A 14,319-nucleotide genomic window follows, 5' to 3' on the forward strand; every position below is an offset into this window, starting at 1 on the left:
TGATGGGACGCCGTGAGCACAATGCGCAAAATGCTCACAATAAGCAGTATGCCAATCAATTGAGGCAAAGGCACGGCGGTGATGGCCGCCACTATAACGTCTGTAGCACGCGTCACACCGTTGTGTCGCTGTTCACAAGAAGGAGCCGGCCGTGCTGGTATTACTTGGATTCGCCATGATCGCGGTATTCATGGTGCTGATCATGACGAAGAAGTTGACGCCAGTGCTGGCGCTGATCATCGTCCCCACCGTTTTTGGCCTCTTTGCAGGCGCCGGGCTTGGCATCGGGGACATGGTCCTTGATTCGATGAAGTCAATGACGTCCACCGCAGCCCTGTTGATGTTCGCGATCATCTACTTTGGCCTGATGATCGACGTCGGGCTGTTCGACCCGCTGGTGAAGTTCATCCTCCGCAAGCTGGGCAACGACCCCGCCAAGGTGGTGCTCGGCAGCGCAATCCTGGCGGCCGCAGTTTCCCTGGACGGTGACGGCTCCACCACCTTCATCCTCACCACCGCTGCCATGCTGCCCGTCTACCTGCGCCTGAAGATGAGCCCGGTGGTCCTCACCTGCGTGGCCGGCCTGGCCAACGGCACCATGAACATCCTTCCGTGGGGCGGCCCCACGGCCCGCGCCGCCACCGCGCTCCACTTGGACGTCAATGACGTTTTTGTCCCCATGATCCCGTCGCTGATCGCCGGCCTCGTGGTGGTATTCGCCTTCTCCTGGCTGCTGGGACTGCAGGAACGCAACCGCCTCCGCGCCACTGAGCCGGAAATCTGGGGAGTGCCGTCTACGGCAGAGCAGTTTACGGCTGAAAAGTTCGACGGCGGCACAGCCGCTGCCTTCTCCAGCACCGACCGCACGGGGTCAGGTACCCCCGGCGGCACTCCCGCCGTCGGCGGTTTCCCGGCGGGGTCCTCCGTTGCCGTCCTGGAACGCACCGAGACCCTCGTGGACGACCACGACTCCGCGATGGCGGACACCGCTTTGGACCCCAACCGCAGCACCCTGCGTCCCAAGCTCATCTGGTTCAACCTGGGCCTGACCATCGCGGTGATGGTCATGCTGGTGGCCGACCTCGTGCCGTTGCCGTTCGTCTTTATGGTCGGTTCCGCCATCGCGCTGGTGGTGAACTTCCCCAACGTCAAGGAGCAGGGCGCGCAGCTGACCGCCCACGCATCGTCCATCGTGGCCGTGGTGAGCATGGTCATGGCCGCCGCAGTCCTGACCGGCGTCCTCACCGGAACCGGCATGGTGGAGGCAATGTCCGCCTGGCTGGTCCAGATCATCCCCTCGAGCATGGGCCCCTTCATGGCCGCGATCACCGGTGTGCTCAGCATCCCCATGACCTTCTTCATGAGCAATGACGCCTTCTACTTCGGTGTCCTGCCGGTACTCAGCGAGACGGCCGGCCACTACGGCATCAGCGCCGCCGAGATGGCCCGTGCCTCCATCACCGGCCAGCCGTTCCACCTGCAGAGCCCACTTGTTCCGGCCATCCTGCTGCTCGTCTCCCTGGCCAAGGTTGACCTGGGCGATCACCACAAAAAGGTCCTCTGGCGCACGGCCGTCATCTCCCTCGTAATGCTTGGTGTGGGAATGCTGACTGGAGCCATCGGAATCGGTTAGTCTTGTCCTGCCTGTGGCTGGCCCTCGTGGCCGGGACCACGGCACCGACGTGCCCGTCTGACGCCCGCTGGGGGTCGTCAGACGGGCACCGACGTTTCCCCACTAGACTGGTTCGGAAAACAATTCGAACTTTGCAGGGGAGATCCATGGCTGCGATCAACCGTGACGACGTCGCGCACCTCGCGCGGCTCGCTCACATCGAGATGAGTGCTGAAGAGCTGGACAGGATGGCCGGCGAACTCGCCGTCATCGTTGAATCAGTCAAATCCGTGAGCGAAGCCGCCGGAGACGACGTCCCGGCAACCTCGCACCCGATCCCGCTGAGCAACGTGTTCCGCGAGGACGTTGTGGGGCACACCTTCACCGCGGACCAGGCACTTTCGGGAGCTCCGGACTCCGATGAGAACCGTTTCAAGGTCCCGGCCATCCTGGATGAGGCATAAGACACCAATGACTGAAACCAACACCAACCAGCTCATCCGCCTCTCCGCAGCGCAGCTTGCCGAGAAGCTCGCCGCCCGCGAAATCACCTCCGTCGAGGTAGTGCAGGCCCACCTGGACCGGATCGCAGAGGTCGACGGCGGCGAACGCGGCGTGAACGCCTTCCTCCACGTCAACACGGAAGAGGCGCTTGCCGTTGCCGCCGAAGTTGACGCCATCCGCGCCGCCGGCGGCGCCGCGGCCGAGGCGCTGCACGAGCTCGCCGGCGTGCCGATCGCGGTCAAGGACCTCATTGTCACTATCGGCCAGCCCACCACGGCCGGTTCGAAGATCCTTGAGGGCTGGCACAGCCCGTATGACGCCACGGTGGTCAAGCGGCTGCGCGAGGCTAAAATGCCCATCCTGGGTAAGACCAACCTGGACGAATTCGCCATGGGCTCCTCCACGGAGCACTCCGCGTACGGGCCCACCAGGAACCCCTGGGACCTGGACCGGATCCCAGGCGGGTCCGGCGGCGGTTCGGCAGCCGCCGTCGCCGCCTTTGAAGCACCCTTGGCCCTCGGTACCGACACCGGCGGCTCCATCCGCCAGCCCGGCGCCGTCACCGGCACCGTGGGCGTCAAGCCCACATACGGCAGCGTGTCCCGCTACGGCGCCATCGCCATGGCCTCCTCGCTGGACCAGATAGGCCCGGTTTCGCGGACAGTGCTGGACTCGGCGCTCCTGCACCAGGTCATCGGCGGGCACGACCCCTTCGACTCCACCTCCCTGCCCGACCCCCTGGAGGACCTCGTGGCTGCCGCCCGGCTGGGCAACGTGGACGGCATGCGGATCGGCATCATCAAGGAACTCCACGGCGAGGGCTACCAGGCCGGCGTCGAGAACCGCTTCAACGATTCGCTGGAACTGCTCAAGCAGGCCGGCGCGGAAATCGTTGAGGTTTCCTGCCCCAACTTCCAGTACGCCCTCGGCGCCTACTACCTGATCATGCCGTCGGAGGCCTCCTCCAACCTGGCAAAGTTCGACGGCGTCCGTTATGGCCTGCGCGTCCTCCCCGAGGACGGGCCCATGACCATCGAACGCGTCATGGGGGCCACCCGCGCCGCCGGCTTCGGCGACGAGGTCAAGCGCCGCATCATCCTTGGCACGTATGCCCTGAGCGCAGGCTATTACGACGCCTACTACGGCTCGGCCCAGAAGGTGCGCACGCTGGTCCAGCGCGACTTCGACGCCGCGTTCACGGTGGCCGACGTCCTGATCTCGCCCACGGCCCCCACCACGGCCTTCAAGCTGGGGGAGAAGCTCGATGACCCCCTGGCGATGTACCTCAACGACGTCGCCACCATCCCTGCCAACCTGGCCGGCGTCCCCGGACTGTCCCTTCCGGGCGGCCTGGCTGACGAGGACGGCCTGCCGGTCGGCATCCAGTTGCTGGCCCCGGCCCGCCAGGATGCCCGCCTCTACCGGGTGGGTGCGGTTTTGGAATCCCTCCTGGAGGCGAAGTGGGGCGGACCGCTCCTCGCCCAGGCCCCGGACCTGGCTGAGTCCACGTTGGCCGGACCGGTCCCCACCCTTGTCGACGCCAAGGAGGCAAAATAATGAGCACTGACGCTACCCTGAGCTTCGAAGAGGCCATGGAGAAGTACGATCCCGTCCTGGGCTTTGAGGTCCACGTTGAGCTCAACACCAGGACCAAGATGTTCTCTTCGGCGCCCAACGTCTTCGGCGACGAGCCGAACACCAACGTCAACGAGGTGGACCTTGGCATGCCCGGCGTGCTGCCGGTGGTGAACAAGACCGCGATCGAGTCCTCTATCAAGATCGGCCTTGCGCTCAACTGCAAGATCGCTGAGTCCTGCCGGTTCGCCCGGAAGAACTACTTCTACCCGGATACTCCGAAGAACTTCCAGACATCCCAGTACGACGAACCCATCGCGTACGACGGCTACCTGGACATCGAGCTCTCGGATGGCACCGTGTTCCGCGTGGAGATCGAGCGCGCCCACATGGAGGAGGACGCCGGAAAGCTGACCCACATGGGTGGAGCCACCGGCCGCATCCAGGGTGCCGACTTCTCGCTGGTGGACTACAACCGCGCTGGCGTGCCGCTCGTCGAGATCGTCACCAAGCCCATCGAAGGTGCCGGTTCACGGGCCCCCGAGCTGGCCAAGGCCTACGTGGCTGCGGTCCGTGAGATCGTCAAGAACCTTGGTGTGTCCGACGCGAAGATGGAACGCGGCAACGTCCGCTGCGACGCCAACGTTTCGCTCCGCCCGCACGGCCGCGAACGCTTCGGCATCCGCTCCGAAACCAAGAACGTGAACTCGCTGCGCGCCGTCGAGCACGCTGTGCACTACGAAATCAGGCGGCACGCTGCCGTCCTCGAGTCCGGCGAGCCGGTTATCCAGGAGACCCGTCACTGGCACGAGGACACGCGCACCACGACGTCGGGCCGGGCCAAGTCCGACGCCGACGACTACCGCTACTTCCCGGAGCCGGACCTGGTTCCGGTTGTTCCCTCGCGTGAGTGGGTTGAGGAACTGCGTGCCACCCTGCCCGAGCCGCCCGCGGCCCGGCGCAAGCGGCTGCAGGCCGACTGGGGCTACTCGGACCTGGAATTCCGGGACGTCGTCAACGCCGGTGTCATGGACGAAATCGAGGAAACCATTGCGGCCGGCGCCTCGGCCTCCGTGGCCCGCAAGTGGTGGATGGGCGAGATCGTGGGCCGCGCCAAGAACGCGGACGTCGATCCCGGCCAGCTGGGCGTCCAGCCCGCCACCATTGTTGAACTGAACAAACTGGTGGAAGACGGCAAGATCAACAATAAGATGGCCACCGAGGTCCTTGACGGCGTGCTCGCTGGTGAAGGCAGCCCGGCGGAAATCGTCGAGAAACGCGGCCTGGCCGTCGTTTCCGACGACGGCCCCCTGCTTGAAGCCATCGATGCCGCCCTCGCCGCGCAGCCCGACGTCGCGGACAAGATCCGCGCAGGCAAGCTCCAGGCCATCGGTGCGATCGTGGGCGGTGTCATGAAGGCCACCCGCGGGCAGGCAGATGCAGGCCGCGTGAAGGAACTGATCCTGCAGAAGCTTGGCGTCGAGGGCTGACTCGCCTGATTTAACCCAACTGGGTCGCAGCAAATGTCGTTTAGAACGCTCATAACGACACTTGCTGCGACCCAGTTTTGCTTCTAGGTAGTACTCGCATCCTGCAGGCCTAAAAGTACTCGTGTTCAGTGGCGGTTCCCGGTCCTACACTGAAGTTCCAGGGCACAGGGGCCCTGCCCGTGCTGTGGAGGTATGGCCATGTCGGTCCGAGAACCGTTGAGAATCCGCAAGGCATTGCTGGCCGGCGTGGTGGCGCTGGGCCTGACCGGTACCGGGGTGGCGATCGCCTGGTCCGCCACTGACTCGCCGTCGCCTTCTCCGTCGGAGTCGGCCCCGGGCAAGCAGGACAAGAAGCAGGACAAGGCCGAGCGACCCCAGCATTTGCACAGCGAGAGCGTAGTGAAGAAGGCCGACGGGACGTTTGAAACCCACCTGAGCCAGCAGGGCACAGTGGAGGCCGTCAACGAAACGTCAGTCACCGTCAAGAGCGAAGACGGCTTCACACAGAGTTACGCCGTCAACGCAGAGACTAAGGTCATCAAGTTCCCCGCTCCAGCGGCGGACGGATCTCCTGCCACGGGGGAGGACGGCAAGCGGCTTAAGCCCTCAGAGGTAACCATCGCGGAGATCGCCACGGGTGAGTCGGTCCGGGTCTCCGGTGTGAAAAGCGGCGACTCTGCCACGGCGGACAAGATCGTCGAGGGCGCGGGAACGGGTCCGGGACTTGGCCTGGGCAAAGGCATGGGCAAGGGCCTCGGCAAGGAAGCACGCAAAGGCCACGGGAAAGGGCTCGAAAAGTAGGTAGCAGCAGATGTCGTTTTGAGCCCTCATAACGACATCTGCTGCTACTTAGTTGGGGGAGGGTCCACCAGTCCGGTCATGATCGCCTGCAGCGCCTCGCACACCATCGTCACCGCACGCCGCTTCAGGTTCTCCGGGCGGGCCAGGATGTCGATCCGCCGCCGGGTGCTGATGCCCTCGAGCGGCCGCAGCACAATACCAGGATTGAGCACAGGCCGGGCCGTATGACGCGGCAGCAGTCCCACCACGCCGCCAGCGGCCACCAGCGCCGCCACGGTGGAGTAATCATTGATCCGGTGCACGATGTTCAGTTCCTTGCTGGACACGGCCGCGACGGCGGACAGCACGTCCGCGGGAGAGTAACCGGTGTGGCTGGTCACCCAGGCTTCGCCCACGACGTCGGCCGCGGTCACCGTGGCCTGGCCGGCCAGGCGGTGGTCCGCCGGCAGGGCAACATCCAGCGGTTCATGAGCCAGCGGGATCACCGCGACCCGCTCCTGCGGCCAGCGCGGGCTGTGGTCCATGCGGTGGGCGAGCACCAAGTCGTAGCGGGCGGTCAACGCCGGGAAATCGTGCTGCGCCACGTCCTCGTCGGAGAGCTGGATCCTCGGCTGGCCCGGCGCGTCCAGCATCCGCGCGAGCGGGGCGAACAAGGCCTGGCCCACGCTGTGGAACCCGCAGAGCGTCACCGGCGCCACCGGCGAGCCGTGGTACGCGCCGATGGCAGTGCGCGCATCCGCCATGGCACTGACGACGGCGGCGCCGGCGTCGGCGAGCACCTGACCGGCTTCCGTGAGCACCAGGTTCCTGCCCTCCTTGCGCGTCAGCGGCACCTCGACGTTCCTTTGCAGCAGGGACAGTTGCTGGGACACGGCGGAGGGTGTGACCATCAGCGTCTCCGCCACCGCTTTCACGCTGCCCAGGGCTCCAAGCTCGCGAAGGATTTCCAGCTGGTGAATTTCCATTCAGCCAGTCTACGCATAAGCCAAGGCTTCATCGTCGATTGAGAAAATACTGCTTGTGCTAATGCTTTGGAATCGCTCTAATGAAGGGAGATCTCCGCCCGCTGCCCGGGCGACAACCAACAGTTAGGAAGCCAATGAAGGCCCTTTACAAGTCCGGCGCACACGCCGGGTTCGAACTGGTTGACCGTCCGGAACCCGAGGCGGGGCCTGACGATGTCAAGATCCGCGTCCTGACTACCGGCATCTGCGGCACAGACCTGCACATCCAGTCCTGGGACTCATGGGCCCAGGGCATTATCGAAGCGCCACTCATTCCCGGCCACGAGTTCTATGGCGAAGTAGTGGAAACCGGCAAGGACGTCCGCGACGTCAAGGTGGGCGACCGGGTGTCCGGTGAAGGCCATGTGGTGTGCGGGATCTGCCGCAACTGCCGCGCCGGCCGGCGGCAGATGTGCATCCACACCGTCAGCGTGGGTGTTCAGCGGGACGGAGCCTTCGCCGAGTTCGTCGTTATCCCCGAGACCAACGTCTGGGTCCATCACGATCCCTCCATCACCCCCGAGCTCGGCGCGATCTTCGATCCGTTCGGCAACGCCGTGCACACCGCCCTCAGCTTCCCCCTGGTGGGCGAGGACGTGCTGATCACCGGTGCCGGACCCATCGGACTCATGGCCATCGCCGTGGCCCGCCACGCAGGGGCGCGCAAGATCGCCATCACCGATGTGTCCCAGCCCCGACTGGACCTGGCCCGCCGGCTCGGCGTGGACCTCGCCATCGACGTCTCCACTACCCGGGTCCGCGATGCCCAGCGGGAACTGGGCATGCGGGAAGGCTTTGACATCGGCATGGAAATGTCGGGCCACCCCACCGCGCTTCCTGAGATGATCGACAACATGAACCACGGCGGGCGTATTGCCATGCTCGGCCTGCCCAGCCAGGACATCACCATCGACTGGGGCAAGGTGGTCACGCACATGCTGACCCTGAAGGGCATCTACGGCCGGGAGATGTATGAAACCTGGTACGCCATGAGTGCCATGCTGTCATCCAACCCGGTGCTGCACGCCGGCATCTCGGCCGTCGTGACGGACAGGCTTCCCGCCAGGGACTGGGAAAAAGGCTTTGACATTGCCCGCGCCGGCGTCGGCGGCAAAGTTGTCCTCGACTGGACCGAACTCTAAGGAGCACCATGTACACCGCCATCAAGGACCAACTCCAGGCAGAGCTGGACGACATCCGAACCGCCGGGCTCTTCAAGACCGAACGGAGCATCAACTCCCCGCAGTCCAGCCACGTCACCGCGGGGCAGATCGGCCAGCCCGGCACCACGGTGCTCAATTTCTGCGCCAACAACTACTTGGGCTTGGCAGACCACCCGGAAATCATCGCCGCAGCCAAGGAAGCCATGGACACCCGCGGCTTTGGCATGGCCAGCGTCCGCTTCATCTGCGGCACCCAGGACCTGCACCTGCAACTCGAAGCCAGGGTCTCCCGATTCCTCGGGACCGAGGACACCATCCTGTTCTCCAGCTGCTTTGACGCCAACGGTGGGGTCTTCGAATCCCTCTTCGGGCCGGAGGACGCCATCATTTCCGACGCCCTCAACCATGCCTCCATCATCGACGGCATCCGGCTCTGCAAGGCCCAGCGCTTCCGGTATGCGAACCAGGACATGGCCGATCTCGAAGCCAAGCTCCTCGAAGCCAAAGATGCCCGGCGCAAGATCATCGTGACCGACGGCGTGTTCTCCATGGACGGCTACCTCGCCCCGCTGGAGGCGATCTGCGACCTCGCGGAGAAGCACGACGCCTTGGTCATGGTGGACGACTCCCACGCTGTCGGCTTTATGGGTGCCACCGGAGCCGGAACTCCCGAACACGCCGGTGTGTCCCACCGCGTTGATATCTACACCGGCACGTTCGGCAAGGCCCTGGGTGGCGCGTCCGGAGGCTACGTCTCCGGCCGCAGGGAAGTGGTGGCCATGCTCCGCCAGAAGGCGCGCCCCTACCTGTTCTCCAACTCCCTGGCCCCCGCGATCGTGGCAGCCACCATCAAGGCCCTGGACCTGGTGGAGAATTCCGGCGAACTGCGGACCCGGCTGTTCGAGAACGCCCGGCTTTTCCGGTCCCGGATGACCGAGGAAGGCTTCGAACTCCTGGATGGCGAACACGCGATTGTTCCCGTCATGTTCGGGGACGCCGTGATGGCCGCCAAGGTGGCGGACCAGATGCTCCAGCACGGCGTCTACGTCACTGCGTTCAGTTTCCCGGTGGTCCCGCGCGGCGCGGCCCGGATCCGGGTGCAGCTCTCAGCCTCACATTCGGCGGACGACGTCGAAGCGTGCGTGGGTGCCTTCGTCGCCAGCCGTGCCGCGGTTGCGGGGTAGGGCCCGGGGCTAGAAGCGACGCCAGGCTCGGCGCGGCCGCACGGCAACTCTGCAAGGATGGAGCCATGGCAGCACATTACGATGTCCTCATTGTCGGCGGCGGTATCGCGGGCCTGTCCCTGGCGTCGGCACTCGCCGCCAGCTGCAGCGTTGCGTTGGTGGAGGCGGAACAGGAGCTGGCATACCACACGTCCTCCCGCTCAGCCCGGCAGCTGATCCCCAGCTACGGTCCGGCCGTAGTGCAGCAGTTGACGGCCCGCACGCTGGAGCTTATCGCGGCAAGGGATGCGGAGCTGCCCCGGCCGGTCCTGTCGCCGCGCAGCTTTATGCTCATCGGCACTGAGGAGGCTGTCCGTGCCGAGGCCAGCGGCCACATGAGCCCCATTTCAGTGGCCGAAGCACTGGAGCTGTGTCCGTCGCTGGTGCCGGACACGTTTTCCGCCGCGGGCCTGGATACCGGATCCTTCGGCTGCGACGCCCCCCTGCTGCTGGCTGACCACCGGGAGCGGGCGGAAGCCGCCGGCGCGGACATTATTACCGGTGCCCGAGTGCATTCCGCCCAACGGTTGGGCTCCGGCTGGGAGATCGGTGCCGGGCAGGAGGCTTTCCAGTCCGGTGTGATGGTCAACGCCGCAGGGGCCTGGGCCGACGAACTCGCCGTCATCAGCGGAGTGGAGAAGCTCGGGTTGCAGCCGTACCGGCGCACCGCGGCGATTGTCGGCGTCGAACGTCCCCTGCCTGAGCACAGCCCCATGGTGGCGGCAGCGGACAACACGTTCTACTTCCGCCGAGAGGGGACTGACGTGCTGGTTTCGCCTTCGGAAACTGTCCCCAGCGGGCCGGAGGACGCCCGGCCCCGGCCCGGCGACGTGGAGCGGCTGATCGCCAAGCTCAACCAGGTCACCACCCTCGGGATCGGCCAAATCCGCAATGCCTGGACCGGGCTCCGGACCGAAGCGGCCGACGGCGTGCCCGTGGCCGGCTTCGACGCGGAGGCCCGCGGGTTCTACTGGCTCGCCGGCCAGGGCGGTTACGGGTTCCAGACCTCGGCGGCCATGGCCGAGCTCGCGGCCGCCCAGATCCTCGCCGGGCAGGGCGCCGGGACCGACGTCGACAACAGTCCGGCATTCCGGACAGCGGAGGCGCTGGCCGCCACGCGCTGGTCCATTCGGCGCTGAAGAATAGACTCATGAGCACCCTGATCACCAATATCGCCGAGCTGATGACCCAGGACCTGGAACACCGGGTCCTGAAAAACGCCGCCATGGTGGTCGAAGGGGAACGGATTGAGTGGCTGGGTGCCGCCGCCTCAGCCCCGGCCGCCGATGACACCGTCGATGCCGGCGGCCGCGCGGTGCTGCCCGGCTGGGTCGACTCCCATACGCACCTGGTCTTCGCCGGGGACCGCACCGCGGAGTTCGAAGCCAGGATGGCGGGGGAGTCCTATTCGGCCGGTGGCATCGCTGTTACCGTCGACGCCACCCGGCATACGTCCGATTTCGACCTCACGAGGCTGGCGATGGCACGGGTTTCCGAGGCTGTCTCCCTGGGCACCACGTATCTCGAAACGAAGACCGGGTACGGGCTGGACACCGAAAACGAAGCACGGAGCGCCCGGATCGCCTCCACAGTGGTCGACGAAGTCACCTACCTTGGCGCACACCTGGTACCCGCCGGCTCGGACGCCGATGCCTACACGGAGCTCGTCTGCGGGCCCATGCTGGACGCCGTCCGGCCTTATGTCCGCTGGGCGGACGTCTTCTGTGAGGAGGGGGCCTTCACTGCCGAGCAGTCCCGCCGCGTACTTGAGGCGTGCCGGGATGCCGGGCTGGGGATCCGGGTACACGGCAACCAGTTGGGCCAGGGCCCCGGGGTGCAGCTGGCGGTGGATCTGGGCGCGGCGAGCGTGGACCACGTCAATTACCTGTCGGCTGAAGACGTGGCCGCGCTGGCTGAGAGTTGGGCCGGCTGGGACCCCGCAACGGGCACTGGCGCGCGCGGGACCGTGGCCATGTGCCTTCCCGCCTGCGACCTTTCTACCCGGCAGGCGCTGCCCCCGGCACGGGCAATGCTGGACGCCGGGGTGCAGCTGGCCCTGGCCTCCAACTGCAACCCCGGCACCTCCTACACCAGTTCCATGGCCTTCTGTGTGGCGACGGCGGTGCTGCAGATGCGGCTCAGCGTCCATGAGGCGGTCCGGGCCGCGACGTACGGCGGTGCGCTGGCGTTGCACCGGGACTCCGGGAACGACGCCGACGGCGAACGGGCGGTGGGATCCCTCGCCGTCGGACACCGGGCGGATCTGCACATGCTCAACGCACCCTCCGCCACCCATCTCGCCTACCGCCCGGGCATGCCACTCACGTACGCTGTGTGGCGGGCGGGTGTACGGGTGCGCTGAGCCTCAGGCAGTTTTTGACGCTTTATGATCGTTGTTGGTCTGATATAATCATGAAACGTCATAATCGAGTGACTGTTTGACGCTGAAAGGCCCCCATGACCCGTACCGACCGCCTGACGGCCATCCTGGATATCCTCGCGAAGACCGGCCAGGTCGAGGTTGAGGAGATCGTCTCACAGCTTGCTGTTTCGCCCGCCACGGCCCGCCGCGACCTGGACAGCCTGGCCAAGAGGCGGCTGCTGACCCGCACCCGGGGCGGCGCCACCACCGGAGCGCTCGCCTACGACCTTCCCGGGCGGTACAACCGAGACGACCACGCCGAAGCCAAGGAACAAATTGCCCAGGCGGCCTCGGCACTGATCAGGCCCGGGGCCGTGATCGGCCTGTGCGGCGGCACCACCAGCACCGCCCTGGCGCAGATCCTGGCAACCCGCGAGGACCTCAACGCCCCCGCCAACCAGCCAACGCTGACCGTCGTCACCAATGCGATCAACATCGCCTCGCAGCTGGCCGTCCGGCCCAACATCAAGGTCATGGTGACCGGCGGCATCCTGAATCCCCGCTCCTACGAGCTCGTGGGACCGTACACGGACATCATCATGCAGAAGGTGGTCCTGGATATCGCCTTCATCGGAGTCAACGGCATCGACCCGGTAGTTGGCCCCACGAACACCGGGGAAGGGGAGGCATCGGTGAATGCACTCCTTGCCAGCCGGGCCCGCGTGTCCTACGTGCTGGCCGATTCCTCCAAGGTGGGTGTACGTGCCTTCGCCACTATGGACGGCTACGACTTCACCCGCCTCATCACCGATGCCGGGATTTCTGCCGAGGACAAGGCAGCATTCGAGGCCAACGGAACCGAAGTGATCGTGGCGCCGCATTAGGACGCCATAGCGCTAGAACACCATGGGCGGGGCGTCCAGGACCGTCTCGTCCACCCGGCGTTCCACCCACTGGCTGAACGGAATGTCCAGTTCGTACTTGTCCGCGTCAGTCCGCACCAGGGTCCGCACGTCGGCGTTGTCCGGGTTGTTGAGGGACTCGAAGTACTCCACCGACCAGTGGAACCAACGCATGCAAAACAGCCGCATCGTCAGCCCATGGGTCACCAGCAGGGTGTTGGGCGCATAGTCCGGTTTGGACCAGTGGCGGTAGAGGGTTTCCATAAAGGAGGAGATCCGGTCGTAGACGTCGGAGCCGGACTCGCCTTCGCGGAAGCGGTAGAAGAAGTGGCCGTAGGCGTTGCGCAGTTCCTTCTGGTCCTCGATGTCTCCGCTGATCTGGAAGTTGGCCCAGTCCTGTTCCCGGAGGCGCGGCTCTTCGATCACCCGTTCCGTGAGGTTGCCGAGGTTGAGTGCTTCCAGGGTCTGATGGGCACGCAGGTACGGCGACACATAGACGCAGACCTGGCGGCCATCAAGTTCCCGGCGGATCCGTTCGCCTGCCGCGGTGGCCTGCTCCAGGCCCAGGGGAGTCAGCGGGATCCGGTAGTCCGGCACGCGGTTGTAAATGGACGTATCAGCGTTGGCCATGGACTGGCCATGCCGGATCATGATGATTTTCCCTGGCGCGCTCATAAGCCCCAAGCATAAGTCCTGTGCCCACGCCCTCCCGGGAAGCCCAAATCAGGAAAGAACCAGAAACTGCAGGCAAGATGGGAACATGCTGGTTCCCTCCCGCCGTCGGCTGCGGCTCGAAGTATGGATCGTCCTGGGCCTGTCGCTGGGGCAGTCCGCTGTCTACTCAGTGGTGCAGCTGCTGGATAAGATGACGCGCGCACCGCTGGCTGAAGGTACCTCCACGCTTAACCGCTCGCAGAGCACCCGCGAATACTTTGACCTCACCTACCAGCTGCTGGACATCGTCTTCGCGTTGGTTCCGGTCTTGCTGGTCATCTATTTCCTCACTGACCACCGGCAGTCCACCTCCGGTGCCCCGCAGGGCGGCTCGGCGTTCCGGAAGCTCGGCTTCGACTTTGCCCGGCCTGGTCGCGACGTGCTCCAGGGGCTGGGCCTCGCAGCGCTGATCGGCGTTCCGTCCCTGGGCCTATATGCTGCGGGCCGGGCCCTGGGCATCACCACCGCCATCATCCCCAGCGCACTGGATTCGTACTGGTGGACGGTGCCTGTGCTGATCCTGTCCGCCCTGCGGCATGCCGTCGTGGAGGAAGTCATTGTGGTGGGGTACCTCCTGAACCGCTTCGGCGCGTTCGGCTGGAGCGTTCCGCTGGCGATCTTCGCCAGTTCCATGCTGCGCGGCAGCTACCATCTCTACCAGGGCTTCGGGCCCTTCATTGGGAACGCTGTGATGGGGGTGGTCTTCGCCTGGCTGTACACCAGGACCCGGCGCGTTATGCCGCTGGTCATTGCCCACGCCCTGCTGGACATCGTGGCGTTTGTTGGCTTCAGCCTGTTTGGGAAGGCCGTCGGCCTCGGTTAGCCAGACTAAGGCCGGGGAAGTTAACCGGGGAAGTTAAAGGGATTCGGCCGCCATCGGTGGGTGGCATCGTTGGCACCCGCTGATGGCGGCCGAAGTATGTTGCCGGGCATGGTTGCCCGGCGGGCCGTGCTGGCCCGGCGGAAGAA

13 protein-coding genes are annotated in these 14,319 nt (G+C 65.5%); 11 read left to right on the top strand and 2 right to left on the bottom strand.

Features of this window, described 5'->3' with window-relative positions:
* Positions 1-151 precede the first annotated feature (151 nt).
* From ACLKOZ_RS10560 to ACLKOZ_RS10580, 5 genes are all read left to right on the top strand, one after another.
* Entirely contained in the window at positions 152-1,633 is a 1,482-nt protein-coding gene (locus ACLKOZ_RS10560) for a CitMHS family transporter (RefSeq protein WP_436474939.1), read from the top strand.
* A gap of 146 nt (positions 1,634-1,779) precedes the next feature.
* On the top strand, positions 1,780-2,076 hold the full coding sequence (gene gatC / locus ACLKOZ_RS10565) for an Asp-tRNA(Asn)/Glu-tRNA(Gln) amidotransferase subunit GatC (protein WP_066286151.1): 297 nt from the start codon (positions 1,780-1,782) through the stop codon (positions 2,074-2,076).
* A 7-nt stretch (positions 2,077-2,083) separates the two neighbouring features.
* Complete coding sequence (gene gatA / locus ACLKOZ_RS10570; RefSeq protein WP_337347515.1) at positions 2,084-3,673, top strand: Asp-tRNA(Asn)/Glu-tRNA(Gln) amidotransferase subunit GatA; 1,590 nt, start codon at positions 2,084-2,086, stop codon at positions 3,671-3,673.
* On the top strand, positions 3,673-5,181 hold the full coding sequence (gene gatB, locus ACLKOZ_RS10575) for an Asp-tRNA(Asn)/Glu-tRNA(Gln) amidotransferase subunit GatB (protein ID WP_436474942.1): 1,509 nt from the start codon (positions 3,673-3,675) through the stop codon (positions 5,179-5,181). The genes gatA and gatB overlap by 1 nt, the downstream gene beginning before the upstream one ends.
* Before the next feature lie 198 nt (positions 5,182-5,379).
* Positions 5,380-5,982 (top strand): hypothetical protein, encoded by a 603-nt coding sequence (locus ACLKOZ_RS10580; RefSeq protein ID WP_436474943.1) that lies wholly within the window; start codon positions 5,380-5,382, stop codon positions 5,980-5,982.
* A gap of 44 nt (positions 5,983-6,026) precedes the next feature.
* Here ACLKOZ_RS10580 and ACLKOZ_RS10585 read toward each other — a convergent pair whose 3' ends face one another.
* Positions 6,027-6,947: a LysR family transcriptional regulator gene (locus tag ACLKOZ_RS10585; protein WP_337347518.1), complete on the bottom strand. Its 921-nt coding sequence runs from the start codon at positions 6,945-6,947 to the stop codon at positions 6,027-6,029.
* Between the two features lie 134 nt (positions 6,948-7,081).
* Between ACLKOZ_RS10585 and tdh the strand changes: the two genes are divergently transcribed.
* The 5 genes from tdh (at position 7,082) to ACLKOZ_RS10610 (ending at position 12,618) form a co-directional block, all read left to right on the top strand.
* Positions 7,082-8,128, top strand: coding sequence for an L-threonine 3-dehydrogenase (gene tdh / locus ACLKOZ_RS10590; protein WP_436474945.1), 1,047 nt, complete (start codon positions 7,082-7,084; stop codon positions 8,126-8,128).
* 8 nt (positions 8,129-8,136) lie between these two features.
* Positions 8,137-9,333: a glycine C-acetyltransferase gene (locus tag ACLKOZ_RS10595; protein ID WP_436474947.1), complete on the top strand. Its 1,197-nt coding sequence runs from the start codon at positions 8,137-8,139 to the stop codon at positions 9,331-9,333.
* Between the two features lie 65 nt (positions 9,334-9,398).
* Positions 9,399-10,511, top strand: coding sequence for an NAD(P)/FAD-dependent oxidoreductase (locus ACLKOZ_RS10600; RefSeq protein ID WP_436474949.1), 1,113 nt, complete (start codon positions 9,399-9,401; stop codon positions 10,509-10,511).
* 11 nt (positions 10,512-10,522) lie between these two features.
* Positions 10,523-11,734, top strand: coding sequence for an imidazolonepropionase (hutI, locus tag ACLKOZ_RS10605; RefSeq protein WP_436474951.1), 1,212 nt, complete (start codon positions 10,523-10,525; stop codon positions 11,732-11,734).
* Positions 11,735-11,829: 95 nt separating this feature from the next.
* Complete coding sequence (locus ACLKOZ_RS10610; protein ID WP_337352608.1) at positions 11,830-12,618, top strand: DeoR/GlpR family DNA-binding transcription regulator; 789 nt, start codon at positions 11,830-11,832, stop codon at positions 12,616-12,618.
* A gap of 12 nt (positions 12,619-12,630) precedes the next feature.
* Here ACLKOZ_RS10610 and ACLKOZ_RS10615 read toward each other — a convergent pair whose 3' ends face one another.
* Positions 12,631-13,311 (bottom strand): histidine phosphatase family protein, encoded by a 681-nt coding sequence (locus ACLKOZ_RS10615; protein ID WP_337347524.1) that lies wholly within the window; start codon positions 13,309-13,311, stop codon positions 12,631-12,633.
* Positions 13,312-13,396: 85 nt separating this feature from the next.
* Here ACLKOZ_RS10615 and ACLKOZ_RS10620 point away from each other — a divergent pair, with 85 nt between their 5' ends.
* Positions 13,397-14,173: a CPBP family intramembrane glutamic endopeptidase gene (locus ACLKOZ_RS10620; RefSeq protein ID WP_436474954.1), complete on the top strand. Its 777-nt coding sequence runs from the start codon at positions 13,397-13,399 to the stop codon at positions 14,171-14,173.
* The last annotated feature ends 146 nt before the right edge of the window (positions 14,174-14,319 follow it).

Source organism: Arthrobacter sp. R4, from assembly GCF_051365025.1.
Lineage (GTDB): Bacteria > Actinomycetota > Actinomycetes > Actinomycetales > Micrococcaceae > Arthrobacter.